The sequence below is a fragment of the Bacillus sp. hwrm1 genome (assembly GCF_040207805.1).
GTDB lineage: Bacteria > Bacillota > Bacilli > Bacillales > Bacillaceae > Bacillus > Bacillus velezensis.
Genome location: NZ_CP157943.1, coordinates 2864195 through 2889660 on the forward strand (window position 1 = coordinate 2864195; position 25466 = coordinate 2889660).

Consider the following 25466-nt stretch of genomic DNA (forward strand, 5'->3'; position numbering starts at 1 on the left):
CGTTTCATTGCGGTATCTTCAGCTTCTGCCCCGGGAAGATCCAATGCCCCGGCTGCCGGATATTCCGTTTGCTGCGCTTAATCATGGCGGTTTTATTCGCGTTCCAGATTTTCCGCCACTCCGTGTGTTTTCCGTAAAACTTGCCGGCGATGTCCCAAAGCGTATCCCCTTTTTTGACGGTATATGTTTTGGGTGAAGCTTTGGACGGGCGCTTCGCTTTCGTTTTTTTCTTTTGTTTGATTTTTCTTGGCGAAGCGGTTTTATATTCTTTCAGTACGATATCAAAATTCCGGTCACCGATTTCATTGTCACCTTCGCTGTAATTAAAGCTTTCAATGCTGCATGTGACATTGATTTTTGTCCCTGTAATCAAAAACTGAACGGGTTTTTTCGCTTTCATCCATGCTTCAATGGCTGAAATGGCTTTTTCCGGCGAAGGGATGCTTTGATATTCGGCAATCGGGCTGTACCGTTTCGGAAAAAAAGAAGAGAACGAAATTTCTTTCGCTCCCGGTTCTTCGATAAACGTCACCTCTCCAAGTCCGGTGACTTTCACGGAATCATTCTGCACGCTGTTTGCGATATCAATCGCTTCAGGGAGAACGGGAAGCCGGAGCTTGTCCTTCCCCTGAGACAGCCAAAATTCGTAAACAGATTTAGTCAAAAGCAACGGCCCCCTTTGCTCCGGTATAAATGTCTTTTTGCAGTTCATCAATCAGCGCCTGTTTGATTTTGGCGGCGAGGCTGTCGGCGTCCTGTCCGTTATGGAAATGCTGATCGCCGCTGAATTCGATTTTAATTTCTTTTGTTCCCGTTTTTTGAACGGTTTGTCCGCCGCCTTTAACGGCTGCGGAAACCGTGCCGGCTGAAAGCGCCGCCGGTTCCGTCTGGGACGGATCGGACACTTCCATGCCGAGCGCTTGAGCGGCTTTTTGCAGCAGATAACGGCCGCGGATGCCCCGCTCTTCAGGGATGATCCACTCCCGTTTGTTCCCTTCGCCGACACGGGCGATCTGCTCCTTGGTAATCAGACCCCCATTGGCATAACCGACGTAAGGGCCTCCATGAGCCATACTTTTAATCCCGGGGACATTGCTGATCGAGCCGTATCGGCTTTTAATATAGCCGATAGCGGCAGCGGCGTTGTGAATTGGATTTCTGATATCATTCATACCCGGCGCTTTGTGATCTTCAAAGGTGCTTGGAATCGTCTGCATAAGCCCCTGTGACGGGTGTCCGGCTTTGGCGTTGCTGTCCCATAGATTAATGGAATTAGGGTTGCCGCCTGACTCATGCTGTGCGATCGTCATTAATCCCGGAAGCCAGCTGATCGGCGTATTGGTTGCTTTCATTGCGGCCAAAAGCCACTCTTTGACGCTTCCTCCCGCTGCACCCATGCCGGAAAAGGCTGCTGCAAGCGAGCCTGCCTGTTTTTCGGCGTATTTTTTCACGTCAACTGAGCTGAGCCCTTTGACGACGCCGACTGAAGCAAAGCGTCCGAGACTCATCATGACACGGGAAGGAGAGTGAATATCAAGCTCTTCCCTGAATGCGTCCTCGACTTTTTTGGCCAGATCTTTGGCCGCCTGTTTGACTTCGCTTCCTTTTGCAGTCATCCCTGATACGAAGTGTCCGATCAGGCCTGACCCCCAGCCGTTCGCGGAATCTCTTGATTGCACAAACGGTTTATTGATATGTGTGCTTACGTATTGCGACGTTCCCGTATCTTTTGCATTCTGTCCGGCCGAATATCCTTTCACCGTTGCGGCGCCCCATGATGACGATTGATTAACCGCCGATTGATAAGGTGTTTTCACCTTTGTTTTTAAAAATGAATCGGTGCCCGTCGGCGAAGTATTCTGACCTTTGGCATAGCCCGCAACGACTTGCTTTCCGTAACCGGATGAAGACGAAATGAGGGTATTGAACGGCGCTCTGATGTTTTTTTCCTTCCAGCCGTCCATATCCACCGCTTTTTTGCTGATTCCGCTGTCAAAGCCTTCAGTAAACTGTTTGCCGAGTGATGAAGCCGTCCCGGCAAATCCGGAAGAATCCACAGACGCTGCGGCCGACACAGATGCAGAAGAAGAAACACCGCCCGCTCCCGCCGGAACAGCAGAAGACTGAGCCGAAGCCGCGCCCATATCATCGACAACACGCATGCCGAGCTTAGACGCAGCTTGTGAAAGCAGCATCTTTCCGCGTCCGCGATTGTTGTCAACGGGAATGACAAATTCTTTACCGGCTTCACCGATCCAGGAAATGGTCGGCTTTGTAATGTAGCCGCCCGTGGCGTTTTTGTCCGTTTTTTTCTTTTTATCTCCGCCGCCTCCTGTGACAAAGTTCATTATGCCTGAAATCATTTTGCCGCCGGTTTTATCCCAAATCTTTTTCACCCAGTCGAATGCTGCAGAAAAAGCATCTGATATGGCCGTTCCCACTTTTACAAGAGGTTCTTTTATATGTTTCTCAAACCAGCCGCTTAACCCTTTCCATATATCCTTTACCGTATCTAAAGCAGTCTGGAAAGCATCTGATATTCCTTTACCGACATTTTTCACCGTGTCTTTCACCGGATTCCAGACAGTATCCATGAACCAGCCGGAAACCGTACTGAAAACGGATTTAATTTTATCCCAAGCTCCTGTGATTTTACTCCAAATGGACGTCGCCACTCCGACGACAGCCGATTTTACGGGCCCCCACACCGTGCTCATAAACCAGCCGGATACTGTGCTGAAGACACCTTGAATCGTCGTCCACGCATTCACGATATTTGACCAGATGCTGGTTGCCACTCCGACGACAGCCGATGAAACCGGCGTCCATACATTCTCCATGAACCAGGATGACACCGTGCTGAAAATCCCTTGAATCGTCGTCCACGCATTCACGATATTTGACCAGATGCTTGTCGCCACTCCGACGACAGCTGATGAAACCGGCGTCCATACATTTTCCATGAACCAGGATGAAACGCTTCCCCAAGTATCTTGTATTGTTGTCCAAGCACTTTGCGCCGCTTTGGAAATATCATTCCAAGTGTCTTTCAAAGCCCCTGAATCAAAGGCCTCTCCCAAGCTGGAACCGCCCAAACTGCCGGCGATGCCGCCTACCGCGCCGCCGATTAGCGTGCCCACTCCGGGAACAACGCTTCCTATTGCCGCTCCGGCCGCGGCTCCGGCAAGACCGCCGCCTGCTGAGCCGACCTTCTCTCCTGCATTATCTTTATTGATGCCGGCTAAATCAGTGAGTGATAACAATTCACCTATGCCGGGAATTCCTTTAGCGGCACCTTTTAACCCTTTCATACCGCCTTTTAGCGCCTTTGAATCTCCCAAGCCTTTCAAAAGCGCGCCGATGCCTTTACCTGCCCCTTTTGTTTTCGGCGTGTTTACGGATGCCTGTTTGCTTCCCTTTGCGGATGAACCTCGTTTTGAAGATTTATTCCGCTCTTCGACTTTACTGCTTTTGCCCCTCGTCACTCCGGTACAGCAGCAGCAGCCCCCCAAAGCCCCGCCGGTTTTTTTGGCTGACTTTCCTGAAGATTTTGACGCTGTTACCGTGCGCTGTGAACCCTTTGTCAGATCAGGACGCTTCGGGCCGTTGGAGCCGCCGGCAGTAAGGCCGCCCTTACTCTTTTCTTTTTTCGTTCCGCCTCCTAATAATCCGCCGATATTGAGTTTGCCTAATTTTTCAGCGATTCCTGAAAATATTTTTTCTATTAATTCCCCGGCTTTTTCGATGATTTTGTCCGGGCTGAATTTCTCAAATTTCTTGGCAATCTTGCTGACAATTTTATCAACAAATGCCTCGGCTTTTTCGATGATCGCATCAGGACTGAATTTGCCGAACTTTTTATCAATGCCTCCGAACAGTGAGGATGTAAACTGCTCCACTTTTTCCAAAATCTTATCCGGATTGAGAAAATCGAATTTCTCAGAAATTCGGTCAATCGTGTCATTTACAAATTGTTCGGCGCGGTCGATTAGCTTATCAGGACTGAATTTGCCGACAACGTCGTCGACTTTCTTCATAAACGAATCAGTAAAATGATCCAGCTCTTTCAATATGGTCTCCGGACTGAATTTGCTGACAACGTCATCTATCTTTTTCATAAATGAATCAGTGAACTTATCCAGCTCTGCCAAAATCGTCTCCGGGCTGAATTTGCTCGCGATTTCGTCTACTTTCCCCATGAATGATGTCGTGAACTTGTCCAATTCTGCTAAAATCGTCTCCGGGCTGAATTTGCTTGCGATCTCGTCCACTTTTCCCATGAATGACGTTGTGAACTTATCCAGTTCGGTTAAAATCGTTGCCGGGCTGAATTTGCTCGCGATTTCGTCTACTTTTCCCATGAATGAGCTCGTGAACTTATCCAGCTCTGCTAATATCGTTGCCGGGCTGAATTTGCTCGCGATTTCGTCTACTTTTCCCATGAATGAGCTCGTGAACTTGTCCAGCTCTGCTAAAATCGTCTCCGGGCTGAATTTGCTTGCGATTTCGTCTACTTTTCCCATGAATGACGTTGTGAACTTATCCAGTTCGGTTAAAATCGTTGCCGGGCTGAATTTGCTCACGATTTCGTCTACTTTTCCCATGAATGAGCTCGTGAACTTATCCAGCTCTGCTAATATCGTTGCCGGGCTGAATTTGCTCGCGATTTCGTCTACTTTCCCCATGAATGAGGTCGTGAACTTATCCAGTTCTGCTAATATCGTTTGCGGGCTGAATTTGCTCGCGATCTCGTCCACTTTTCCCATGAATGACGTTGTGAACTTATCCAGTTCGGTTAAAATCGTTGCCGGGCTGAATTTGCTCGCGATTTCGTCTACTTTTCCCATGAATGAGCTCGTGAACTTATCCAGCTCTGCTAATATCGTTGCCGGGCTGAATTTGCTCGCGATTTCGTCTACTTTTCCCATGAATGATGTTGTGAACTTGTCCAGTTCGGCTAATATCGTCTCCGGACTGAATTTGCTCGCGATTTCGTTTACTTTTCCCATGAATGACGTTGTGAACTTATCCAGCTCTGCCAAAATCGTCTCCGGGCTGAATTTGCTCGCGATTTCGTCTACTTTCCCCATGATTGATGTCGTGAACTTGTCCAATTCTGCTAAAATCGTCTCCGGGCTGAATTTGCTTGCGATTTCGTCCGCTTTCTTCATAAAGCTTGCAGCGAATTTATCCAGTTCCGCTATGATTGTTTCCGGATAAAATTTGGATGCGATATCATTGACTTTTTTCATGAAGGTGTCTGCAATGGAGTCAAGCATTGAAAAATCGTTTTTCGGCGAAGCAGGAGCAGCAGATGCAGAAGCTTTTCCGACGTCCGGCATATTCTTTTGCATTGCAGCCAGCTGTGCTGTCACCTTTTCGTTTAACGATAATTGAATGACATTGTTTTTTCCCGTCAGCGAATCAATGCCCGCTGAAATTCGGCCGACTGTTTTCATGACGTGATCTATGACGCGTATAGTGACAGAGTACCCGTTCTTTAACGCAGATTGCATATAGCGTTTGATACGTTCCATGGCAGGGGTCACTTCGTCTGACGCATAAAGTGAAACGGTAAATCCTTTAAAACCGGCAGCCAGATCCCGCAATCTCTCAAATGCCGCTGTCGCGCTGTCTTTTGCTCCTATTTTAATGGTTAAAGACGCAGGCAGACCCGCTAATTGGGCTTGCACCTTTTGAATGACGGCACTGGCTCCGTCTTCAGCTGAAATAGAGATCATTTGTGCGCCCAGCTTTCTTTTCATAGAGCGCTGAATGCGGTCAATTGTTCTTAAAACTGATTTACTCTCTTTGCGTATATCAATTTCACTTTGGCGTTTTGTCATTTTCCTGTATTTCTCAAGCGCTCTGAAGCCATTTTGGATTTTCCTTATTTTCTTTGAAACCCGATCTTCCAATTCAAAACGGGCGGTCAGCTTTGCCATGATGTCGCTCCCCCTTTCTTCGCTTGTTTTTCAAGAATGTCCAGCTTGTAACCGATTAAACCGTACAACAGCGCCTTAAAATGTCTCGGTGCTTCATATAACTCTTTCAGTTCTGATGGAGAATAATGAAGCTCATGCATCGCGTAATAGAGATACACGGCTTCCTTATTCCCATCTTTTATCAGTTTTTTACTTCTTGCTCCAGATCTTCTAATTCATCTTCAAAACCATTGATCTCAATCGCTTTATTCAGCCAATTTGCATACTCACCGCCGACTGAAAGCACGCGTTTTGCCACCTCGACCGGATCTGCCGTTTTGTAAGCGTCGCGGAGCTCCTTAGACCGGAAATCAGGGTAAATCGTAGATTCAACCGCGATCCGCGCATAGAAGCGCTGGCTGTCTAAGTCTTTTACTCGGCCTCTGCCCTTCACATTTTTATATGTCGTGCTTTCCTTCTCCAGTTCATCAATGCGCTCAGTCGTAATGGCTTTAAAAATAAAAGGCACGATGTTTCCTTTTTTATCGACAAAACGCTTTGAAAGCGGAACCCGAATCTCCTCAGCCTCGACTGTTTTACCTGGCATAAAGAATGATAGATCATATACTTGTTCGTTTTTTTCGCTCATGATGAAAACTCCCTTACTCTATTTTTTATAAAAAACAGGCCTGTAAAAAGGCCTGTTTCACTCATACCGATCTTAATTAAAACGTTTCAGAAAGCTTTTCCGGCACATCGAAATCTTCAAAGGTAAACGGCACTTCTTCTTCGAGTGCTTCTGAGTCTACGTCCAGTCCGGCGATTTTTGCAGAATCAAAGTTGACGTCATACAGAGTGACGCGTTCTGTTCCGCGGCCCGATGATTTGTCATCAAGAACGGCTTGCAGTGTAAAATACGGGTCGCTGCCTTTTTTGACGTAATCCATCATAAGGACGGCGAATTTGGATGTGACCTTATAGAATGTTGCCGTGCCCGTTCCGTTGGCGCCTGTTGTTTTATGTCCCGTCATGCGGCGGCCCATGATGTTTACTTCTGATTTGTTTTTTTCCACGTTTGCTTCAAACGTTTTAATATGCGCCATCTCTTCTCCGTCGAGAAATAAACGGCCTTCTTTTCCTGAAATCGTGTTTTGCGCTTTTAATGCCATCTTAGTTTACCTCCACGTTAAAGTAGAATTTTTCTGCCGCATCCACAGGCTGTACGGCGAGATCGATTAAAAAGCCGTCGCGGTCTTCATTCAGCCCGATTGTAATGTCTTTGTCTGAATTAAAGTTGGCGATGCCACCCGCATCCTGAAGCGTAGTCAAATATTGAATGATCATCGTTTTGACGAATTGAAGGCCGTCATTTGTCGCAGGAAGATCGCTGCCCGTGCCTTTTTTCGATTTAATTAAGGCTTTCAGTTCACGTGTCAAATCGTTATTCACCGCATCAAGCACACGGACGATTTTGTTTTTCGCGAACTTTTTGTTTTTCTCTGCCGTAAATGTCACCAATGAGTTGATATCTTTTTCAACGCTGACTGACTTATCACGGGCATCATAAGAGAAAAGGAATTCACCTTTGGAAAGACGTTCGATCACTTCATCATGAGTCAGGCGGTGCAGCACATCGACGGCGCCTTCGTATTCAACGAATGTTAAGGATTGATTAAATGCGGCGCTGGCACTTGCGCCTGCCACCCAGGCGGTCGCATCTTCAGCTTTAATCTCGGTTCCGTCTTCCAGCAGGACACCTTCAGTCACATTGATAATGCCTTCATAATCCCCGCTGTAATGGGCGGTCACCCCTTGCACTTTCTGTCCCTGCGCATCGCGAAGGCGTTTAATGAATGCGGCAAATGTCGCTTTCAGCTGATCGTTTTCCGCGACAGGAAGAGCGATGACATCGAAATTCTCCGTTTCAGCAGCAGCTAAAAAATCCGTATAGTCTGAGTTGACCGGTGCTTTATCAGTTCCGCCCGCAAGACGGATGCCTGCCTGCGGGTTTAACGTTTCCCCGGATTCTTCCTCGGTGCCTGTCAGCGGGATGGAAGCCGACAGTTCGCCCGTTCCCGTGAATGTGACATAGCCGTTTGCTTTTAATTCTTCGGCTTTTTTCACCGTTTGTTTGTCAACTTCCGCTTCATCCATGTAAGTGGTCACATCGAAAGCGGTCTGATCAAGGACGTTTTCACTGATGCGGATGATGATGTCATTTCCTTTTGAACCGCCGTACAAAGCGGTTGCCTTAACACCTTGCGAAAGATCGGCGCTCGCTCTGATTCCCTCTGTCAGACGGTACATCAAAACGGTTTTTGCTTTCTTTTTCGCCTCACGAAGCAGAATCAGTGACGGATCTTCAATACTGAGCCCCACTTTTTTATTCAAATCTTCAATACTTGAAATGGAAACGAATGTTTTCGCTTCCCCCCAGCCGGATGCGACGGGAAGGGCGACAATCCCGCGTTCACCGATCGATACCCGCTCCTGGGCGGTTGTTTTAAAGTTAAAATAGATCCCGGCACGTTCTTTTTCTTTTCCTTGCGTAAATGTTCCGCCGTTCATTATTGCATGACCTCCTTGGTTAAAAATGCTTCAATGTAAGACTTGGCTTGCGCTTTTGTCATTTGTTTTTGCTTCACGCCGAATAAAGCCCCCTGGAGAATCTCAGGTTTTACGCCGAAAAGCTCCTTCGCGTGCTTTGTTAAATCCGCCGTGTCATAAAGAACCGCTCGTTCCGCCGCTGCGGCATTTTTCTTTTTATGTTGTTTCACTTTTCTTTCACCCCGCTGTTAATGTCCACATCCCGCAGTGCGGGAGATGTTTGTTTCTGATAGTAGTAGCGGCTCGTCCAGCGGATTGTGATCACTGCCTCGCCTTTGTCTCCGACTCTTGTTTCGATACGGCTGATGCGGACGAAATCACCGGTATCCTCCCCTGATTCCGTAAGCAGCGGAATCAGCTGTCTTGATTCTCTCACCGCATCAGCGATCCGGTCGGCTGTATAGAGCGCCTGCACCGAGTCGGCATGGAACAGCTTCACATTCAGACTGTACGTTTTCTTATAAGTGGAGACTGTATCATTTTCGTCAAAAACAAATGGGGGCGGAATGTATAGTGACGGCACCTGAAATTGTTCAGGCAGTTCATTTTCATATACGGGCACGCCGCACTGCTGATACAAAAAAGCGGCGATTGAACCGGTTTCGCGATTCATCCGATATCTCCCCCCAACGTGTTAAGCCACTGATTGAAACGCTTGTCCAGCGATTCGGCGAAGAGTGTTTCATACAAAAGAAGGGCTTTGTCCCAAAACCCATTCCCGCTGATCCACTGTTTTTTGAGCGCCATTCCCGTTGAAGCTGACGGATCATAGATGAACCGGGAGCCTTGAAAATACCCGGGCACCCATCTGACATTTTCATCTGAGACGGTCCAATGTCCGTCATTTATGAATGAGGCATACTCTACATTGGTGCCGATTTCAAGGGTCAGTCCCCCGTTTTCAATGATCCATACATGATCCTGCGCTCCTTTTCGGAAAGAAGACAGCAGGTTTTCTGTATCAATCCCTCCCGAATGAATAAGCTCCTCCCGTACCAAGTCGAGAAAATCCTCTCCTGACTGTTCCAGCCATTCGCCTGCCTGACGGGCAAATTCTCCGGATGATGCCTTTTGCAGCGACCGATTCCATTGTTCAAGGTTTTTTATGCTCATAGCCTGTCATCTCTCACAGCGATAACCTCCCAATGGTGCTGTCTTGCTTTCTTCGGCATTTCCAGAATATACGCCTGTCCTTCCCAAATGATTTTGTCATTGACACGCACAGCGGCCTCTTTCGGAAAATGAACGAGAAACCGCTGATATACCTTATGATCAGGCGCAAGCTGAATAAGCTGCTGCTGTTTTTCAACAAACAGACACGGCACGTCTTCAGCGTCGGGCACTTCCGGATAAGAAAAGACAGGCTGGAGCTTTTCGGCGGGAATCCCGAAGCGTCCGGCCTTCGGAACTGACACCGTCTCATGATAAATATCGCATCTGTCAGTGAGCAGCCGTTCGTAGCTCATAAAGGTCTCACCTTTGCGATTGCAGAAACCGGGGAATAACCCGGCGTGATATATTCACAGAGCAGATGGTGCACCGCCGGTTTTCTGATTCCGCCTTCACCTGCCACCGTATACGAGTAGTCGCCTATCTTTTCAGATTGATAGGCGGAAGCGGCTGCTTCATTCTGGTTGATCAGCGCAAAATATTGAGAAAGCTTTAATAACGCAAGCTTAATCTTTTCGGGAAGCGGTGAGTAAATAGGGTCAGTGAACGAATGCCCCGCCATTCTGGCCGCTTCCGCCTCCGCCTCCAGAATGTCCTGTATTAGAAGCGGCTCCGGCCTGTTTTTGACTTGATCATAAACTGAATATGAAACAACGTCAGACGGCTGAATTAACATAACTGCCACCCCCGTCTTATTCTTTAACGTTTACGATTTTGGCGCTTGCATCTTCTTCTTCAAATTTGCTGTCAAGTTTAGCCGTCAGTACGATAATAAATTTGCGGCTGCGAATATCTTTATCTACTTCGATTCGGATATTCCGTGAAAAACCGAGAATGATATTTTTTGGGTGAGTCAAAATGATGTCAGACGCATCGTATTGGGAGTCACCTTCTCCGACCGAGTACGGCTGCAGATTGGACACTCCTTTGACCGGAACGCCGAATGCTGAAGACAAACCGCCCTGCACCGCAAGATCCCCCAGATTGGTCTGACGGTCAGCCACACGGTCTTTCCATTCAATCTCCATGCCTTGAGATGTGTAAAATCTGAATTCCTGAGGCAAGCGCAAATATTTAGCCGGAATGGCTTTTAAGCCTTTTTTAAATGTGGCTCTGGACAGCTCTTCCCCGTTTCCGTCAATGACGTGAGATACAGTCTGCTTACGGATTCCGTCAAGCTGTGCCAAGTACGGATCAGAAGAAGATGTATCGCCGTTTACGACAAGCTCCTCAATATCGACTGCCGCCCGCTCCGCCAAAATCTGCATGATCGTCTGCTGCAGGCCGTCTTTTTCAATATTATTTTCAAGCGTGTCATAGGTGATATTAATTTCCGCAATGACTTCTTTCGTATTCAGCTGCACCGTACTTGTTGCCGGGACGGTCAGCTGATCGTCAGTTAAGGCTTTTCCTTCCTCAGCGGCACGCAGAATACGCTGTCCGAAACCGATTTTTTCAAATTTCTGCGAGTCATTTTCCATTTGAATCACACGCGATTCGCTGAAAATGGTCGGCGTGTTCTGCACCATGCGGATAAATGCTGAAGCTTGTGCGGGGTTCATTAAACCGCCGCTTTTTAAAGCGGAAAGTGACATTTCCGCCTTTCTGATGATATCTTGATTTCTCACTCTACAGTTCCTCCTTCTGACTGGGCTTAAAGCAGTCCGCTCCAAATGGATTTTTTAACAGGCTCTTGGCCGCCCGTCTCTTCTTCCGGCTGCTTTGATGCGCCTCTTACTTTTTCAAGCGCTTCAATGCGTTTAATAATCGGCGCGAGCATGTCCTCAACAAGCGTTTTCAGCTTTTCTTCATCAGACGGCGCAGCCGCCCCGTCTTTGTCTTCCGTGTTTTGGTCCAAGCTGTCAAGCCGCTTTAAAAGCGGGTGCAGCGCGTGCTCAATCGATTCTCTAACGTCTTCTTTTCTCATCTTGTTCAAGTCCTCTCCTTTGCGGTTTCTTGATTTGCGGTCACGGTCGAGAAATTGCTTGACCGCGCCGAATAAGCCGGCTTGCTTTTCTGCCGGCTTTTCGTAAACGTCAGCGGTTCCCGCCATGCTGTAGCCCGTAATGATACCGGCTTTAATCTGATCCCATACTTCATCGGAAGCTTTGGTGACAAGCACCCAAGATCCTTTCCGGATCACAGCATTCCCGATTTCAAAGTCATCCGGGGCGACGTACGACTCCACCACCTCGCCGGTCCCGCCTTCAAAATTATGATTTGTATCGATGTTGCGGGCGTCCGCCAAAAAACCGTGAGCGGCCTTTTCAATCTCTTCAGCCGTCATATAATCGCCATGGGCATCCGGGACATCCGGCTCGTAAACGATGCCGTAAACAATCTTCTGCTCATCCGATTCGCTTTTTGTAAACACCTGCACCTTTTTTTCAAATGACGGAAGGCCTCCGGCTGATTTTGTAAAAAAGAATTCCGTTTGGTTCGCCGCCTTATCGACATAGCTCACAAAACTGATGACGGCATTTCTCAATTCTCTCGGCACGAGATGTTTTCACCCCCTTTCAGGATTGCTCCTTTTTCCCTTTCAGCACCGGCCGGCTGTAGTACTCTTCAGGCCACTCCTCAAGCGTCTTGCCGAGCACTCTTCCGGCCAGATCACGGAGGTCATTAGGAGAGACCGCGCCGGCGGAAATAAATGGTGTAAGCACCTTCGCAATTTCAAGCGGATCGCGAAAATCAGGCCCTTTTAATGTAAGCTGTACATCGTGGAGACCCAGTTCAGGCAAAAATAACGTGTTGAGCTTATTAATCAGCGTTTTCCGCTCCGGCTGAAACACCTGCTCCTCCGTTATTTTCCGTGCCGTATCGGCGGTGGCTTTGTTGTATTCCTGCGCCTCGCCCGTATAAAGCGGCGGGAGACGGAAAGCGGAGCGGAGTTTATTTCTGCTTTTGTCGTCATATTCAAGAAACAGCGCATCATCCTGCAGAATTTCCGCAAGTGATTTAATTTCCACAGACACGGGCGTAATGTCTTCGCCTCCGTGAAGGTCTTTTTCCTTCGCAATGCCTTCCGCCTCAATCAGCAGAAATTTGTGGGCATTTTCCACCCCTTCCAGGTCATTCATATAATCCTGGAGTTCTTTGTACGATGCTTCTGACAGCATGCCGTTTTCAACCGTAATGGCGGCCGGCACGTGACGGCCCTGCTTGAAATACATAAAATTCAGTTCTTCCGCTTTCCGGGCGCCGTATAGATTGACGATATTGCCGACCCAGCGCGGAATTCCGTAAGTGCCGCTGCCGATTTTTAAGTGAATGGCTTCATTTGCCCGGTATTCTTCAGACAGGGTCTTTACGTATTCGCCGGTTCTCATGTCCATCATGCGGGGATCGCCGTATTCCTTAAAAAACACTTTCCGACCGTTCAGCATCTGAACATATTTACGGAACCGTTTTTGCCTTTTAATCGTTTTGGATGCGCCATTTTCTTCATAAGAAAATGTAACTTCAACGGGATCAGTCACACCGCAGACGCGCATATGTTTCACATCCAGATATTCAATCCCCGCTGGTTTTCCCGCCCCGTCCCGAAGCACTTCGAGAAAACCGTTGCCCGTTTTTTCACGGTCTTCTATCGCATATCCGAGGATCGTCTCGGCCGATTCATCAAAATGAAGACATTTGTAAAAGCTCTCCAGCTTCATCCAGTTTTTTTCGGCCCGGGCCTTTTTTGACGGGGAGCAATCTGGGCTATTTACATCAAAGGTGTATTCCACATCAAACCCAAAACCCGTAATATTGACCCGATACGCGTCAATGCACTGCTGAAGAATCGTCGAGTATTCGGCGATTGTTTTCAGTTCAATGAGATTATAGGGCGGTGAAATGATGTCTTCGCCGTACAGATCGGCAAATTGATCTTCGTTCATCTGCCTTGCCTGCGGCGCGGCCATTTTTGATTTAAAGACGGTGGCTCTAACGTTTTGATAGTTCGGCAACGCCTACCTCCTCCTTTCCCGATTCGGACGTCTCCGTTTTTGTGATGCATCTTTCAGATCCGCCGCGTCATAGTCATCCAGCGCATACCAAATGGCTGAAAGTGTGTGGGGATCAATTGAAAACTCATCTTCCGACAGAGCGCCGTTTTTGTTTTTTGCGTACGTTAAGTTCTGCAATTCGCGGATCGTATGTTGACAGCTGTCTGAGCAATAGATGTGTTTGAACCGTTTCAGTTTTTTTGTATACTGAAGTCTTGAGCCCGGAAACTTTTTGGCCGCAACCATGCAAAAGCCCTGCCTGCGAAAATATTGGATGCTTTTCGGCTCAGCCGAATCCGCTTTGATCAGCTCTTTTTGATCCGCCAATTCCTGAAGCTCCTCAGCTGTCTGATCATCGGTCATTTTGTTTTTGTAATACTCCCAGAAAATATAAAGCTCTTTTTGATCCGGATCGACGGCAAGCCGGATGACCGCATTGTATGACTCTTCAAAACCGAAATCCATGCCGGTCCGAAACAGGGGGCGCCTGATGGAAGCAATCCGCTCCGTTACTTCGTTGTGCTCCATGACCTGAAACTGCGGAAACACGCGGATGCCATTGATGCCGAACTGTCCTTTGCGGGCGATCCGGTATAAATCGGGATCGTAATGCCGTAAACTGTCCAGCTGCTTAATATAGCTTTTCGGCAAAAACAGATTATCGCACGCTGTGGAGTGGTGGTAATACGTATCCCCCTTAACGACGGTGCCTTTTTCATACAGCGTCTGATCATCCAATACGAAGCGTTTTTTTTGCTCATCACGAAAAAAATGCCGGTACGTCCAATTGGAGGTGCCGACGGGATTTGTGGTGCATATCATATGAAGCGAAAGCTCGGGATGGCGCAGACGCCCGATCAGCTCCTTAAAGCCTTCATACTTCACTTCAGAGCATTCTTCAATCCAAATCAGTGAAATATGATGAATGGATTTCAATTTGGCCGGGTTGTCCATCCCTTTAAACATAATCCGGCTTCCGTTTGAAAATCTCAGCTGCATCGGTGAAGACACGGCCTTTACGGCATGTCCCAGCTCAAGCTCCCCGATAATATCTTCAAACAAGGCAAAAGTAGAATCTCTGTGCGTATCGAAAACTTCCCGCACGACAAGCGCCGTCCGCTTTTCACGAAGCAGCTTTAGGATGATTTTCAGCGCGGTATGATAGCTTTTTGACGAGCCGTAGCCTCCGACGAGAAATTGGTACGTTTCATTCCAATTGAACAAATAATCTTCAAAGCGCGGGTTGACCGCTTTTTCAATCATGACCGTTCCTCTTTCCGCGTAATGACAATGTCAATCGGCTTTTGGCTGTCTTCTGTTTTTTCCATCTTCTGCTGTGCCAGCTTTAATTTTTCATTTTCGATTTTTTGTTTAAATTGATCGGGGAAAAGGTCAAAGTACAAGGACAGCTTTTCAAGAGCCTTCATCTTGTCGGCAAGCTTTATTGCAATGCCCTCTTTTCCGAGTTTTGCTTCTGTGACGATGGTTCCGTCCAGAAGGTGCGAATCTTTAACGTCAACGTAGCTGATTTCCTGCATAATCGGCTTATCATTTTCGTCAAAGAGCGGCCCTGATTTTCCGAAGGCCTGAACCTCTTTTTTTCCGAAGGTTACATAATCGGTAATGTCGGCGAAAGCGATTTTCACATAGACTTGAAGAACGTCCATCGCTTCGACAAACACTTTATTGACCATTTCCTTTTTCATGCGGCTGATTTCTTTGGCGACTTTTTCGTTTTTTAACAGCCTGCTTCCCGTCACATGCGCGCTTTCCGGTGAATACCCGGCTTTTATCGCAGATTGGGTGGCGTTAAAGCTTTTCACATAATAAAGACAAAACAGCCGCTGGCGTTCGTTTAACTCATCATCTTCGCCCGGGGTGTTTTTTCCGCCGCTTTCCGCGTTCTTATGGAGCGCCTCGTCCCAGCGCCCTTCTTTTTTCCATCTGCCGATCGTTCTTGCGGATACGCCTGATTCGCCGGCAAGGGCGCGATTTGTGATGCGGCCTTTATGAGACTGATAGATTGTAAATGCCTGTTTTCTTTTTGCGTTTTTCATGCTACGGCATCACCGCCACCTCCGACATGATTGTCTATAATAAAAAGCGGCTTCTAATCGGGCCGCTTTTTGTGATCGTCTGTTCACTTCTAGGTGGCAAACGTATGACAACTTATGAAGCAGGCGATTGATTTCTTTGTTCCTGCTGTTTTTGTATTTTTAGAAGCGCCCGTTTGACCGTCGTCTGTACGGTTGATTTCTTTACATTCAGCAAGGCGGCGATCCGTTCATATGAAAAGCATTCCGCTTTGTGGAGCAGCAGCATTTCTTTTTCTCTATCCGTTAAAACGGCTAATGCGTCCCGCAGTCTGATTCTGTCTTCTTCAGTCACATTCCCGGAAGGTTCAAACATCAGCGCCTGCGAATAGGTTTCTATGATTCTCGGATCTTTAATCAGCATTCTCTGATAAGCGTCTCTGCGGTCTATCGCTCTTCTTATGCCGGGCTGCCGGCCTTTTTCAAGCCATTCGATGACATATTCCACATCTGTAATGATCGTTCTGATGATTTTTTTATCTTTCAGTTCTTCTGAAGTAAGCACCGTTTCATCGGCTTCCTCCAGCTGCTTGTACCACTTTTTCGTCTCTTTCAGCGTGCGTTTATATTCAAATAGTAAGTCTTCCATGCAGATCCTCCTCTTTTTCGGAACAAAAAAAGGACACCAACCAATGCGCAGCATGTACGCGATTGATCAGTGTCCGCAGGCTTTCCGTCTTGGACGTATTCTGTTTTTTTCGATTAATTCAATTTAAAGCCGATTTCATATTCGACCCGGGCCAGATCCCCTTTTCGCGTTTCGACAAGCGTTTTGCCGTGCTCCGGCGCTTCGGCGAGCCATGCTTCCTTATTCAGTCCGTCTATAATAATCACCCGAACCTTGCCTTCTTCCAGCTGGCTTTGTAATGTTGTATGTTCAATGTCAGTCAGTTTTTTAGGATTCATGTTTTACGTCCTCCGTTTTTTTCAGGATGTTTACTTCATGTATGAGGCTTCCGAGCTCATTTATGAACGCTTCTTTTTCTTCAGAACTTTCTCCCCGGAGCAGGCGGAGAGCCGTTTCGGCCGCCTCAAAAAGTTCCGGGGCTTTTGCCATCAATCCCGCGTTGATCTGTTGTGAGTATGAACTTAAGTTGAAAACGGCCGCGATGAGCCTTCCGTTTGAATAAGGGAACTTCTCTTTATCCGCTTCGCTGTAAGCGGAATAAATGTAAATGGGTTTTTCTTCTCCGCTGTGTACGGCCCGCCATGGAGCGGGGCTGTGTTTTTCTTGCAATGGTTATCCTCACTTTCCATCAGCCTCATGCCATGCTTCAATTTGCTTTTCTATCCGTTTCGCCCTGAACAGCAGGCAAAAAAGCCATTTAATATATTTATACACGTGCATCAAGCCTCGCTTTTGCGTCTTGAACCATTCGCTCAAGACGTTTAATGACCGGCGTTAAATCAGTGCCTGTTTTGCAGTTCGGGCAAGGGTGAAAGACAGCGCCGAAACCCGTTTCCGTCACAATGACCTTCTTCGGCCCGCACAGCTTACACATTATCTCGCCCCCTCTAATCTGTGGTTTACGTCAAATGAATTGCCATTAATGATGACTAAATAATCGCTGCACATCTCATAAATTCTTGTGCCCAAGGCTTCATCAACCTGCACCAGTCCGTCACAGGCCAGCTCGCTCGAGATAAGAACCGGCTTATGATTTAAATAGCGGTAATTTACGACGGCGTACATTTGTTCAATCTGCCAATCGGTCGCCCGGGGTTTTCCGTTCAGCGGTTTGAACAGATCGTCAATAAAAAGCACATCCGCCTGTTTCATACGGCCAAGCTTTGCATCAAGCAGATCAAAATCATTTTTTAAATCCGTAAATCCCTCCACAAAAGGAAAATACAGCACGGGTGTCTGCTTCTGTCTCATGACATAATTGCTGAGAGCGGTCAAAAGATGGGTTTTTCCCGACCCCGGACGCCCTAAAAGGGCAATGCTGTTTTTCCGGCAGTTTTTAATCTTGTCGAAGTTTTCAACATATTCAAGGGCGCACTCATATGCGTCGACGACTGCCTGAGGCTTGCCCCGCGTGATAAATCCTTTGAAATCCAGCTTCCGAAAGGCGCCTGTAATCTCACTTGCGCTGAGGATGCGCTCTGCTTTTCGTTCGGCGGCGCAGCGGCACTTAACCCACACATCCATTCCCAGCTGGTTTTTGAGATAACCGCCCTGATCTTTACAGAGCGGACAGTCAAAGCGGCTTTCGTCTGATTCTTCCGGTCTGTCCGCCAGTAATGGACGTTTTCCGTTTTTCAGGTCGGCCAGTATCTGCTCGATCGTTCGTTTTGTCATGTATCGTATTCCTCTCTTTTTTTGTTGTGATTGTCCTTCCCGCAATTCGTGCATTCAAGCGGTCTTCCATATACTTGGCGCAATAGCTGAAAGCCTTGATCGTTTCAGCTGAAGATGTGCGCCGCTGTTCAAAAGCGGTAAAGCATTCGCCGAGCCATTTGATTGCTTCTTGTGCTGACGCACCGAGGGAAACAATACGGGCGATGGCCTGATAATCCCGGGGCGACGGGTATACGCTCCGCCCCTCCTGTGCAGACCTTAATCTGATAAAATGGGCGGCAATGTCGTTAATCGTTTCTTCAGCAGTATGATTTTTTGTTATATCTATTTCTCCCCGGACATTTTTGTCCCGGTGATCCGCCGATATTGTCCGGTCAGTTGCTTCCGGGCGGGTCAATGTCTTTTTCGGCGTGAATCTTTTCGAGTGCTTTACGGAGACGATGAGTCCGTAAGGGGCGCGGACGGTTTTGATATATTCATGCTGTTCCAAAACCTCAAGCCACCGTCTGACGGTTTTTTCGCTGACGGCAAATACATCGGCCATCTCTCTTGCTTTTACGGGCTTATGACCAAGGACGATCCCCCACTTTACACCGTCTTTTACGTGTTCCTTTGTCGTTGAGCTGATGAACCATAAAAACAGCCAAATGGCGGACCCTATTTTGTCATAATGTTCTGAATTCAGTAATCCGGAATAGATGAAAAACGGGTAGCTTTTACGATTCATAAGGGACGTCTCCGTTTGTCTTCAGACCTATATAGCGTTCATATTGCAATCGGTTATCAAATCGGAATACCGGAAGTCCGCAAGCGGTAAAAGATATCGAACCGCCTGCTTTTCCTAAACATCTCTGGTCAGCCGGATTGCTGCTGAAACGGATGATTATCGGCTGCATCTCTCACCCTCCTGATCAATTTTTTATCGTATATTGATACATTTTGTATCCTTATGATGTTGATTATATACGATACATTTTGTATCATCAAGACCTTTTTGATACTTTTTTTATCATCTCTTTATTTTGATACATTTTGTATCTATAATCATAAGTAACTTAGGGTGTTGAAAAAAGAGAGGTCATTCGGATGATAGGCGGAAGATTAAAGAGTCTCAGAGGAAAGAAAACGCAGGAAGAAGTCGCAAATCATATCGGTGTCTCGCGCGCCAGATATTCTCATTATGAAAACGGCCGATCTGAACCCGATTACGACACGCTGCAAAAGCTTGCGGATTATTTCAAAGTGTCGACTGATTATTTGTTAACCGGAAAAGAACCTTCAGATGAAGACATGTTTGCCGATCCCGACCTGCAGATCGCATATCGGGACATGCAGGACTTTTCCCCGGAGAGCAAACAGCAGGCCATTGAATTCATTAATTATTTAAAAGAAAAAGAGAAAAACCGCAGGCCGAAACATAAATAATCCGCTCTTTTCCTTTAAACTGCTTAACGTTCAGCCGATATAAAAGCTGAATGTTTATTTTTAAAAGAAAAGGGAATTGATTCAAAGTCCGATCAGGGCTTTTCTTTCTCGCTTAAAAAAGAACATATGTTCGAAAGGGTGTATTCAATTGGGCGATTTTTTAACACATCTTGAGGAATACGTCAAAAACTTATATTGCCGCATGGGAATGACCGCCCCTCTCCATATTGATATGCAGATGATTGCCAAGGAGCTTGACATTTGGATTCATTTTGAAGATACGCACAGTATGATGCTGAAGCGGGACGGCATGTACAGCATCGTCCTGAATCAAAAAAAGTCACCCGAAGAGCAATGGCAGGATTTTGCGCACGAACTGTGCCATGTGCTGAAGCATACCGGCAACCATTTTCATATGAACAAGCTGTTCAGAGAACTGCAGGAATTTCAGGCCAACCATTTTATGTACCACTTCTGTGTGCCGACCTTTATGCTGTTAAACATGGAGCTTCCCCAGCGAAGGAGCCACGCCGTCATTTTAATCGCAGCCGCTTTCCGGGTGACGGCATCATTTGCGGAAAAAAGGCTGGAGCTGTTTGAACGGCGTAAAGCAGGTATTCAATTTCAGAAGCGGCTCGCTTGTCTGTTATCCGACAAGCGGCCGAATGTGTATTATGAAAGCGGACAGACACACTTGCATGCCGCTGAAGAAAAAACGCCGTATTTTATTGAAAATTAGCGATACTCTGCCGGCTTGGAACGCAGCCGGCAGAATGTCATCATTCTCACCGTGCTGCCCGCCACGCACTTCTTGCGCCGCATAGCAGCTCCAGTAAATATAAGAACGGGCCCCCTGTTCATTTATCATAAAAACCGGCCTTCACGGCTTCTACATACCGAAAAAACAGATCGGTTGGCGTATATTTTTCTCCCCGGCAGCCAAAATTGCTGAACAGCGCGTGTCTCTGCGCCGTGCTCACTTCCAATTGCAGCCCCATTTTCCTTTTTGTCCGATTGACAATGTTGCGGGGATTTACACCTGCCAGCCGATCATTCTTCTCTGTCAGCTCGGCATCAAACCCCGCTTCACGCAGCAGATCACAAATCAGTCTTGCTTTTTCCAGATCCGCGCCCCCGACGAGTGTATTTGCCTTTTTCAGATCATGATACCCATGAAAAGCCAATCCGTAATGATGGGCGGTCACTTTTTCTAAAGCCAGGGGTTCGTCAAAGCGTGTGCTTGTCAAATGGAGAGAACGGTTATCGCACCGCTTCGTTCCTTCAAATAAATAAATTGAGCTTTGGTCAGAAAATGCCCGCACCAGCTCACTGACACCCGGCTCAATCCTGCCGCCGTGGGGAGCGAGGACGATACATTTACTTCCCTCTTTTTCTTCATAAATAATTCTGTATTCCGATTCAGCAGCAGAAAGGGCTGCGAAATTGTCATATCTATCTTTCATGTGTAACATGCTCTCCTTTTCCAGTCAGCACCAGTTTACTCTACTCATCTGGGAATGGAAACCTTTTTATAGTATGATTTGATAGAATACGTATCAGGGGGGATATATCATGGGGTTCATCAATGGATTGCTGGGCAATGCGTCGACAATATCGACGGCTGAAGCAAAAGCAGAACTGGCTCGTATTCTGCTGGAAGGTGAGAATGTCAATGCCGCATTTAAGCTTGTCCGAGATATCATTGTCTTTACGGATAAGCGTCTTATTCTTGTTGATAAACAGGGACTCACAGGGAAGAAAACGGAGATTCAATCCATTCCGTACAAGAGCATTTCCAGATTCAGCGTAGAAACTGCCGGCCGCTTTGACCTTGATTCAGAGCTGAAAATTTGGATTTCAGGCGCGGAACTTCCCGCTGTCTCAAAGCAGTTTAAAAAAGATGAAAGCATTTATGATATTCAAAAGGCCCTTGCAGCAGTTTGTATGTAAGAAGAAACGGAAGCCCGGGGAGCTTCCGTTTTATTGATTACAGTTTTTCTTCAATTTTCGCCTTCGTTTTCGGGCCGTAAATTCCGTCTGCCGTTAATCCGCTGACGGATTGAAAACGTTTTACGGCATTTGCCGTTTTCGGACCGTAAACGCCGTCCGCCCCATGATTTTTTGCTCCTTTATCGGGATAAAAATAAAGAGCGGATAAAGCGTTTTGCACTTGTTTTACGTTTGTCCCTTTCGTCAGCGGTTTCGTCACTTTGATCACACCGGATGGAAGCGGATAGGAAGACACAGCCTGACTTTTTGAAGAAGAACCCGTCTGAGCGAGCTTGATCACTTGTCCGACTGTAATGTGATTCGGATCGGTGATATGGTTGATGCTTTGCAGCGATTTTACGCTGACACCGTGCGATGCGGCGATTTCCGATAAGGTGTCGCCTTTTTTCACATGGTATTCAGACGCGGAAGAAGCAATAGAGGCTTTTTTCGCCGGCATACTCCCGCTTAATTTTTTTTCAATCTTCGCCTTCACTTCATCCCAGCGGCCTTCAGACAAAATGCGGTGCGGGCAGTACTTTCCGTTCCAGTCCTGATGCTTTCTGATTCTGTCAATCCCCCAGCCCCGTTCTTTCAAAAGCTGCGCCGCGAACGCAATCGCCAGTTCTTCTGCGGCTCTGTACCGTTCGCCGCCTGACTTACTGTAACAGATTTCTATAGCAATCGACTTTCGGTTTCCGGTACCGTTCGTGCCGTCTCCCGAATGCCAGGCATTCCGGTCCAACGGAATTCCCTGGATCACTTCTTTGTCATCAACCGCAAAATGATAGCTCGTTGATTCGCTGTTTCCCGTCATATAGCTGATTTCATTAGCGGCGGATGCGTCGTTTGCCGTGTTATGAATGGTAATATACTCCGGCGTCATCGGATTCGGACATTTTAACGCATATTTATCAGCCGATACGAGCCGTTTTTTCACTTCAATCCCCACTCTTCATCTCTCCTTATGCCTTTTTCATCAATAGGTGGCATTCGTAGGACAGATAACTTGAGCATATAGACCCTGCATTCGGATAAAAATGGAATGGATACGCATGCAAAAAATAAGACCCTTCCAAAGAAGGGTCTTTATGTTATGTTTGGTTGCGCGCGGCAATATGGAATGTGCCGTCCGCTTGATTTTCCAAATGGCTTTCATGGCCGATCACCTGTGTAAAGCTGAACCCGACAGCAACAAGCAGCAATCCTGACAACAGTTTAGATTTCATATAGACAATCTCCTCTCTGGATTTGTTTTTGGGCGTGCACCATTTTTTCATAAAACGTGAGCGCTTTTTCAGGCTGTCCGTGTTTCATGTAAAATTTGGCAGCGTCATGCGCCAATTCTTCCACATACGGATACAGCATGTGTTCTTCCAGAAAATCAAACGTGTGCCTGACGGATGCGTTATCCATTTCCTTGCCGTATAACGCATGTAAAAATTGGAACAGATTCACAAACAATTCATCATTGTATTCGCGGGCGATACTGAGCCCGAGGCGGTATTGCTTCTCTGCTTCGGCTGTAGTGTTCTGTTTATAAAGAACCTGTGTTAATGAGTAAATAGAATGCGGAAGATTATCGAACTTTTCTGACCTGCAAATGGAAACGGATGTCTCAAAATATTCGGCTGCTTTAGAGAGGTCTCCCATTTTTTCGTAACAGTTTCCGAGATTATATAAGGCTGAACTGATAAGACGGGGATTGCCTTCTTGTTTTGCAAGATCTAAAGCAAGTTCTAAGTGGGGCAATGCTCTTTCTGGATACTGCATGTCATCATAATTCCCTGCAATAACGAATTCACATTGGATTCTGCGGACGTTGTACGTCTCATACGATTGGTACGTTTCAAGGGCTTGAACGGCATAACTCATGGAGACGTAGGTTTGTTTCAGGTTGTAAAATATCTCGGCCATTTTAAAAGCAAACTCAGCTTTCTCGATGTCATCAGAAACGAGTGCAAGGTTTTTTTCAGCCCGTTTGTAATACATCATGGCGTTTAGGAACATTTTCTGTTTAAATTCGTACATTCCTCGAAAAAAATTAAAGTAGTAATCAAGCAGTCCTGTCAGTTTATACTGGTTGCCTTCAATGTCTTCCAATAATTCTGAAAACTCAGGCTGAGAAGGGTCCTCCTTTAAGGGCTTGATGTAATCCAGCATGACACGGTGTCTGAATTCCATTAATGAATAATACAGCAGCAGATCCTGATCTTCTTCCATATCCTCGATCTCTCTCTCTACTTCACGTTTGACGCGCTCCGCCTCAAGGACGTGAAACTGCCGGATATGGGTATACCATTCATTAATTTTGAGCCCGACAAAAGAGGACGGAATAGTCTGCTTCATCCTCAATAAATCCCCCCTTTTGGAATGACCGAGATATGTCATATTTTATCATATTTGCTAGAAAAAGAAGAACGCAAAAAGACCGCAATTGTCGAATTTCGGATATCCGCAACGATTTATCTCCGTCACAAGCTTATTGCTTGTTTCTTCCGTGCCGTTGATATAGCATATCCTTGCAGCTTTTTATTCTGTATTAAATGGGGGTTTTCACATGACAGCACAAAATCAATTGGTCAGCCACTTTCTGTCACATCGAAACGTGACGATTGAGCTGGCGGAAAAAATCAGCCGCGAACATTACGATTATAAGCCGGCAGAGACATCAATGTCCGCTCAGGAACTTGTAAAACACATGGTTTATTCTTTTCTTATGTTTGCAAACGTCATTAACGACGGAAACGCATCAGCCATCCAGAACAAACCGAAAGAAGAAGCAGAAACAGACCTCGTCAAACTGGCTGAAACGTGTACTGAAAAAACGACAGACATCCTGTCACAGCTGACAGAAGAGCAGCTGAACCGCGAAATTGACCTGACCGCCTCTTTCGGCAGAAAAGTGACCGGCGCGGCTCTCCTTCAGCTTGCGATGGAGCATGAAATTCATCATAAAGGCAATCTTTTCGTGTATGTCAGAGAAATGGGCCACACGGAACTTCCGTTTTATCAGCAAAAATCATAATCCGGCCATCCGCCGGTCTGCGACATAACAGCAGGCTGGCGGATTTTTTGTTCTGTATAAAATTTTCCGAAAATTTAATTGATTACCGCCTCTTAATCATATATAATCTGATAAAAATAGTAGGATTATTCAGGAGGCACACAGATGACAGTAAGCATTGTGTTTATGGGTTTCTTTGTCGGAACGCTTGTCGGATTGACGGGTGTGGGAGGAGCAGCGCTTTTGACTCCTTTACTGATCGTTTTGGGGATCAACCCCTCAATCGCCGTCGGCACTGACCTTTTATATAACTCCATCACCAAACTGTTCGGTGTCGTTTCTCATTGGAAGCAGCGCACCGTTCAATTTAAACTTGTCGGTTACTTGGCGCTCGGAAGCATTCCCAGCGCAACAGCCGCCATCGGTGTTCTTCACTTGTTTCCCGCTTTTCACCAGCATCAGGAGCAGATTATCAAACAGGCGCTCGGCTACGTACTGACCCTTGTCGCCATTTCCATTATCGCCCGCCTTTTTTTCGATAAAAGACTGCGGCCGAACCGCTGGCAGCAAAAAACGCTTGAAGAAAAGCGGACACTCATGATACTGATCGGCGTCATTTTCGGTTTCATCGTCGGCCTGACATCTATTGGATCCGGCTCATTATTTGCGATCGCCATGTTATACCTGTTCAGAATGAAAACGGCAGAAGTGGTGGGAACGGATATCGCACATGCCTTTCTGCTCGTAACTGCTGCCGGTCTGTTAAACGCAAGCTTTGGAAGCGTCGATTACCTGCTTGTATTGAATCTGTTGATCGGCTCTGTGCCGGGTGTGCTTCTCGGCAGCTTCTTTTCGCCGAAATTCTCACCGCGCCCCCTGCAGTTTGTGATGGCGGCGATTATTTTAATCAGCGGAATAAAATTAATATAAAAAAGGCGGTCTGTTGTCAGATCG

Annotated in this window: 32 protein-coding genes; 5 read left to right on the forward strand and 27 right to left on the reverse strand. The window is 46.8% G+C overall.

Translation table 11 applies throughout. From position 1 onward, the window contains the following. Positions 1-4: 4 nt before the first annotated feature. The 23 genes from ABK447_RS14205 to ABK447_RS14315 form a co-directional block, all read right to left on the reverse strand. Entirely contained in the window at positions 5-664 is a 660-nt protein-coding gene (locus ABK447_RS14205; RefSeq protein ID WP_007610816.1) for a LysM peptidoglycan-binding domain-containing protein, read from the reverse strand. Then, on the reverse strand, positions 657-5945 hold the full coding sequence (locus ABK447_RS14210) for a transglycosylase SLT domain-containing protein (protein WP_094031667.1): 5289 nt from the start codon (positions 5943-5945) through the stop codon (positions 657-659). The genes ABK447_RS14205 and ABK447_RS14210 overlap by 8 nt, the downstream gene beginning before the upstream one ends. Beyond that, complete coding sequence (locus tag ABK447_RS14215; RefSeq protein WP_015239684.1) at positions 5933-6085, reverse strand: hypothetical protein; 153 nt, start codon at positions 6083-6085, stop codon at positions 5933-5935. Before ABK447_RS14215 ends, ABK447_RS14210 begins: the two co-directional genes overlap by 13 nt. Positions 6086-6126: 41 nt before the next feature. Then, complete coding sequence (locus tag ABK447_RS14220; protein ID WP_094031666.1) at positions 6127-6573, reverse strand: phage portal protein; 447 nt, start codon at positions 6571-6573, stop codon at positions 6127-6129. A 76-nt stretch (positions 6574-6649) separates the two neighbouring features. Then, on the reverse strand, positions 6650-7093 hold the full coding sequence (locus ABK447_RS14225; protein WP_003154837.1) for a phage tail tube protein: 444 nt from the start codon (positions 7091-7093) through the stop codon (positions 6650-6652). A gap of 1 nt (position 7094) precedes the next feature. Continuing rightward, complete coding sequence (locus tag ABK447_RS14230) at positions 7095-8492, reverse strand: phage tail sheath family protein (protein WP_015239683.1); 1398 nt, start codon at positions 8490-8492, stop codon at positions 7095-7097. After that, positions 8492-8701, reverse strand: a complete 210-nt coding sequence (locus tag ABK447_RS14235) for a hypothetical protein (protein WP_007610809.1) — start codon at positions 8699-8701, stop codon at positions 8492-8494. The genes ABK447_RS14230 and ABK447_RS14235 overlap by 1 nt, the downstream gene beginning before the upstream one ends. Continuing rightward, entirely contained in the window at positions 8698-9144 is a 447-nt protein-coding gene (locus tag ABK447_RS14240; RefSeq protein ID WP_032871277.1) for a hypothetical protein, read from the reverse strand. Before ABK447_RS14240 ends, ABK447_RS14235 begins: the two co-directional genes overlap by 4 nt. Then, positions 9141-9644, reverse strand: coding sequence for an HK97 gp10 family phage protein (locus ABK447_RS14245; protein ID WP_015239681.1), 504 nt, complete (start codon positions 9642-9644; stop codon positions 9141-9143). Before ABK447_RS14245 ends, ABK447_RS14240 begins: the two co-directional genes overlap by 4 nt. Continuing rightward, the gene (locus ABK447_RS14250) at positions 9641-9997 is read right to left on the reverse strand and encodes a DUF3599 family protein (RefSeq protein WP_007407272.1); all 357 of its coding nucleotides are present in this window, start codon (positions 9995-9997) and stop codon (positions 9641-9643) included. Before ABK447_RS14250 ends, ABK447_RS14245 begins: the two co-directional genes overlap by 4 nt. Beyond that, positions 9994-10377: a DUF3199 family protein gene (locus ABK447_RS14255; protein ID WP_015239680.1), complete on the reverse strand. Its 384-nt coding sequence runs from the start codon at positions 10375-10377 to the stop codon at positions 9994-9996. The genes ABK447_RS14250 and ABK447_RS14255 overlap by 4 nt, the downstream gene beginning before the upstream one ends. 16 nt (positions 10378-10393) lie before the next feature. Further along, on the reverse strand, positions 10394-11329 hold the full coding sequence (locus ABK447_RS14260; RefSeq protein WP_007407274.1) for a phage major capsid protein: 936 nt from the start codon (positions 11327-11329) through the stop codon (positions 10394-10396). 26 nt (positions 11330-11355) lie between these two features. After that, the gene (locus tag ABK447_RS14265; RefSeq protein ID WP_094031665.1) at positions 11356-12201 is read right to left on the reverse strand and encodes an XkdF-like putative serine protease domain-containing protein; all 846 of its coding nucleotides are present in this window, start codon (positions 12199-12201) and stop codon (positions 11356-11358) included. Between the two features lie 19 nt (positions 12202-12220). Then, positions 12221-13612 carry a phage portal protein gene (locus tag ABK447_RS14270; RefSeq protein WP_094031916.1) on the reverse strand — a complete coding sequence of 464 codons (1392 nt, stop codon included), beginning with the start codon at positions 13610-13612 and terminating at the stop codon, positions 12221-12223. Positions 13613-13660: 48 nt separating this feature from the next. Beyond that, complete coding sequence (locus ABK447_RS14275) at positions 13661-14959, reverse strand: PBSX family phage terminase large subunit (RefSeq protein ID WP_032871272.1); 1299 nt, start codon at positions 14957-14959, stop codon at positions 13661-13663. Next, positions 14956-15753, reverse strand: coding sequence for a terminase small subunit (locus ABK447_RS14280; RefSeq protein ID WP_100001390.1), 798 nt, complete (start codon positions 15751-15753; stop codon positions 14956-14958). Before ABK447_RS14280 ends, ABK447_RS14275 begins: the two co-directional genes overlap by 4 nt. A 112-nt stretch (positions 15754-15865) precedes the next feature. After that, positions 15866-16378: a sigma-70 family RNA polymerase sigma factor gene (locus ABK447_RS14285; protein ID WP_007407279.1), complete on the reverse strand. Its 513-nt coding sequence runs from the start codon at positions 16376-16378 to the stop codon at positions 15866-15868. A gap of 113 nt (positions 16379-16491) precedes the next feature. Further along, entirely contained in the window at positions 16492-16695 is a 204-nt protein-coding gene (locus tag ABK447_RS14290) for an XtrA/YqaO family protein (protein WP_100001388.1), read from the reverse strand. Further along, positions 16685-17026, reverse strand: coding sequence for a phage portal protein (locus ABK447_RS14295; protein WP_100001386.1), 342 nt, complete (start codon positions 17024-17026; stop codon positions 16685-16687). Before ABK447_RS14295 ends, ABK447_RS14290 begins: the two co-directional genes overlap by 11 nt. A 97-nt stretch (positions 17027-17123) precedes the next feature. Further along, positions 17124-17291: a hypothetical protein gene (locus ABK447_RS14300; protein ID WP_003154863.1), complete on the reverse strand. Its 168-nt coding sequence runs from the start codon at positions 17289-17291 to the stop codon at positions 17124-17126. Beyond that, on the reverse strand, positions 17291-18091 hold the full coding sequence (locus tag ABK447_RS14305) for an ATP-binding protein (RefSeq protein WP_014417520.1): 801 nt from the start codon (positions 18089-18091) through the stop codon (positions 17291-17293). The genes ABK447_RS14300 and ABK447_RS14305 overlap by 1 nt, the downstream gene beginning before the upstream one ends. Then, complete coding sequence (locus ABK447_RS14310) at positions 17991-18818, reverse strand: phage portal protein (protein ID WP_100001383.1); 828 nt, start codon at positions 18816-18818, stop codon at positions 17991-17993. The genes ABK447_RS14305 and ABK447_RS14310 overlap by 101 nt, the downstream gene beginning before the upstream one ends. Then, the gene (locus tag ABK447_RS14315; protein WP_007407285.1) at positions 18808-18987 is read right to left on the reverse strand and encodes a hypothetical protein; all 180 of its coding nucleotides are present in this window, start codon (positions 18985-18987) and stop codon (positions 18808-18810) included. Before ABK447_RS14315 ends, ABK447_RS14310 begins: the two co-directional genes overlap by 11 nt. A 190-nt stretch (positions 18988-19177) precedes the next feature. On the opposite strand from ABK447_RS14315, the gene xre reads away from it, so the two are divergent. Continuing rightward, positions 19178-19516, forward strand: coding sequence for an HTH-type transcriptional regulator Xre (gene xre, locus ABK447_RS14320; RefSeq protein WP_003154871.1), 339 nt, complete (start codon positions 19178-19180; stop codon positions 19514-19516). A 148-nt stretch (positions 19517-19664) separates the two neighbouring features. Further along, positions 19665-20255 (forward strand): ImmA/IrrE family metallo-endopeptidase, encoded by a 591-nt coding sequence (locus ABK447_RS14325; protein WP_007610775.1) that lies wholly within the window; start codon positions 19665-19667, stop codon positions 20253-20255. A gap of 118 nt (positions 20256-20373) precedes the next feature. On the opposite strand, the gene ABK447_RS14330 is transcribed toward ABK447_RS14325, so the two are convergent. Beyond that, entirely contained in the window at positions 20374-20979 is a 606-nt protein-coding gene (locus ABK447_RS14330) for a poly-gamma-glutamate hydrolase family protein (RefSeq protein ID WP_047935636.1), read from the reverse strand. Between the two features lie 109 nt (positions 20980-21088). On the opposite strand from ABK447_RS14330, the gene ABK447_RS14335 reads away from it, so the two are divergent. After that, complete coding sequence (locus ABK447_RS14335; RefSeq protein WP_007610770.1) at positions 21089-21466, forward strand: PH domain-containing protein; 378 nt, start codon at positions 21089-21091, stop codon at positions 21464-21466. A 37-nt stretch (positions 21467-21503) separates the two neighbouring features. Here the strand turns inward: ABK447_RS14335 and ABK447_RS14340 are convergent, their stop codons facing one another. The 3 genes from ABK447_RS14340 to ABK447_RS14350 form a co-directional block, all read right to left on the reverse strand. Then, positions 21504-22457 (reverse strand): N-acetylmuramoyl-L-alanine amidase, encoded by a 954-nt coding sequence (locus ABK447_RS14340; RefSeq protein WP_015417280.1) that lies wholly within the window; start codon positions 22455-22457, stop codon positions 21504-21506. Positions 22458-22599: 142 nt separating this feature from the next. Continuing rightward, the gene (locus ABK447_RS14345) at positions 22600-22734 is read right to left on the reverse strand and encodes a PhrA family phosphatase inhibitor (protein WP_003154881.1); all 135 of its coding nucleotides are present in this window, start codon (positions 22732-22734) and stop codon (positions 22600-22602) included. Further along, entirely contained in the window at positions 22724-23860 is a 1137-nt protein-coding gene (locus ABK447_RS14350; protein ID WP_087920760.1) for a Rap family tetratricopeptide repeat protein, read from the reverse strand. The genes ABK447_RS14345 and ABK447_RS14350 overlap by 11 nt, the downstream gene beginning before the upstream one ends. Before the next feature lie 205 nt (positions 23861-24065). On the opposite strand from ABK447_RS14350, the gene ABK447_RS14355 reads away from it, so the two are divergent. Together ABK447_RS14355 and ABK447_RS14360 are read left to right on the forward strand one after the other, a co-directional pair. Further along, positions 24066-24533 (forward strand): DinB family protein, encoded by a 468-nt coding sequence (locus tag ABK447_RS14355; protein ID WP_025284602.1) that lies wholly within the window; start codon positions 24066-24068, stop codon positions 24531-24533. 144 nt (positions 24534-24677) lie between these two features. Next, the gene (locus ABK447_RS14360) at positions 24678-25442 is read left to right on the forward strand and encodes a sulfite exporter TauE/SafE family protein (protein ID WP_020955677.1); all 765 of its coding nucleotides are present in this window, start codon (positions 24678-24680) and stop codon (positions 25440-25442) included. Positions 25443-25466: the final 24 nt, after the last annotated feature.

Bases quoted from the DNA above. Each gene is read 5' to 3' on its own strand.
- ABK447_RS14290 (WP_100001388.1), bottom strand. From the start codon at position 16,695: ATGAATCCTAAAAAACTGACTGACATTGAACATACAACATTACAAAGC.
- ABK447_RS14230 (WP_015239683.1), bottom strand. From the start codon at position 8,492: ATGAACGGCGGAACATTTACGCAAGGAAAAGAAAAAGAACGTGCCGGG.
- ABK447_RS14315 (WP_007407285.1), bottom strand. From the start codon at position 18,987: ATGCAGCCGATAATCATCCGTTTCAGCAGCAATCCGGCTGACCAGAGA.
- ABK447_RS14220 (WP_094031666.1), bottom strand. From the start codon at position 6,573: ATGAGCGAAAAAAACGAACAAGTATATGATCTATCATTCTTTATGCCA.
- ABK447_RS14310 (WP_100001383.1), bottom strand. From the start codon at position 18,818: ATGAATCGTAAAAGCTACCCGTTTTTCATCTATTCCGGATTACTGAAT.
- ABK447_RS14245 (WP_015239681.1), bottom strand. From the start codon at position 9,644: ATGAGCATAAAAAACCTTGAACAATGGAATCGGTCGCTGCAAAAGGCA.
- ABK447_RS14285 (WP_007407279.1), bottom strand. From the start codon at position 16,378: ATGGAAGACTTACTATTTGAATATAAACGCACGCTGAAAGAGACGAAA.
- ABK447_RS14210 (WP_094031667.1), bottom strand. From the start codon at position 5,945: ATGGCAAAGCTGACCGCCCGTTTTGAATTGGAAGATCGGGTTTCAAAG.
- ABK447_RS14330 (WP_047935636.1), bottom strand. From the start codon at position 20,979: ATGAAAGATAGATATGACAATTTCGCAGCCCTTTCTGCTGCTGAATCG.
- ABK447_RS14305 (WP_014417520.1), bottom strand. From the start codon at position 18,091: ATGACAAAACGAACGATCGAGCAGATACTGGCCGACCTGAAAAACGGA.
- ABK447_RS14215 (WP_015239684.1), bottom strand. From the start codon at position 6,085: ATGCATGAGCTTCATTATTCTCCATCAGAACTGAAAGAGTTATATGAA.
- ABK447_RS14270 (WP_094031916.1), bottom strand. From the start codon at position 13,612: ATGGCCGCGCCGCAGGCAAGGCAGATGAACGAAGATCAATTTGCCGAT.
- ABK447_RS14240 (WP_032871277.1), bottom strand. From the start codon at position 9,144: ATGAATCGCGAAACCGGTTCAATCGCCGCTTTTTTGTATCAGCAGTGC.
- ABK447_RS14280 (WP_100001390.1), bottom strand. From the start codon at position 15,753: ATGAAAAACGCAAAAAGAAAACAGGCATTTACAATCTATCAGTCTCAT.
- xre (WP_003154871.1), top strand. From the start codon at position 19,178: ATGATAGGCGGAAGATTAAAGAGTCTCAGAGGAAAGAAAACGCAGGAA.
- ABK447_RS14345 (WP_003154881.1), bottom strand. From the start codon at position 22,734: ATGAAATCTAAACTGTTGTCAGGATTGCTGCTTGTTGCTGTCGGGTTC.
- ABK447_RS14355 (WP_025284602.1), top strand. From the start codon at position 24,066: ATGACAGCACAAAATCAATTGGTCAGCCACTTTCTGTCACATCGAAAC.
- ABK447_RS14275 (WP_032871272.1), bottom strand. From the start codon at position 14,959: ATGATTGAAAAAGCGGTCAACCCGCGCTTTGAAGATTATTTGTTCAAT.
- ABK447_RS14255 (WP_015239680.1), bottom strand. From the start codon at position 10,377: ATGTTAATTCAGCCGTCTGACGTTGTTTCATATTCAGTTTATGATCAA.
- ABK447_RS14300 (WP_003154863.1), bottom strand. From the start codon at position 17,291: ATGTGTAAGCTGTGCGGGCCGAAGAAGGTCATTGTGACGGAAACGGGT.
- ABK447_RS14335 (WP_007610770.1), top strand. From the start codon at position 21,089: ATGGGGTTCATCAATGGATTGCTGGGCAATGCGTCGACAATATCGACG.
- ABK447_RS14225 (WP_003154837.1), bottom strand. From the start codon at position 7,093: ATGGCATTAAAAGCGCAAAACACGATTTCAGGAAAAGAAGGCCGTTTA.
- ABK447_RS14250 (WP_007407272.1), bottom strand. From the start codon at position 9,997: ATGAGCTACGAACGGCTGCTCACTGACAGATGCGATATTTATCATGAG.
- ABK447_RS14360 (WP_020955677.1), top strand. From the start codon at position 24,678: ATGACAGTAAGCATTGTGTTTATGGGTTTCTTTGTCGGAACGCTTGTC.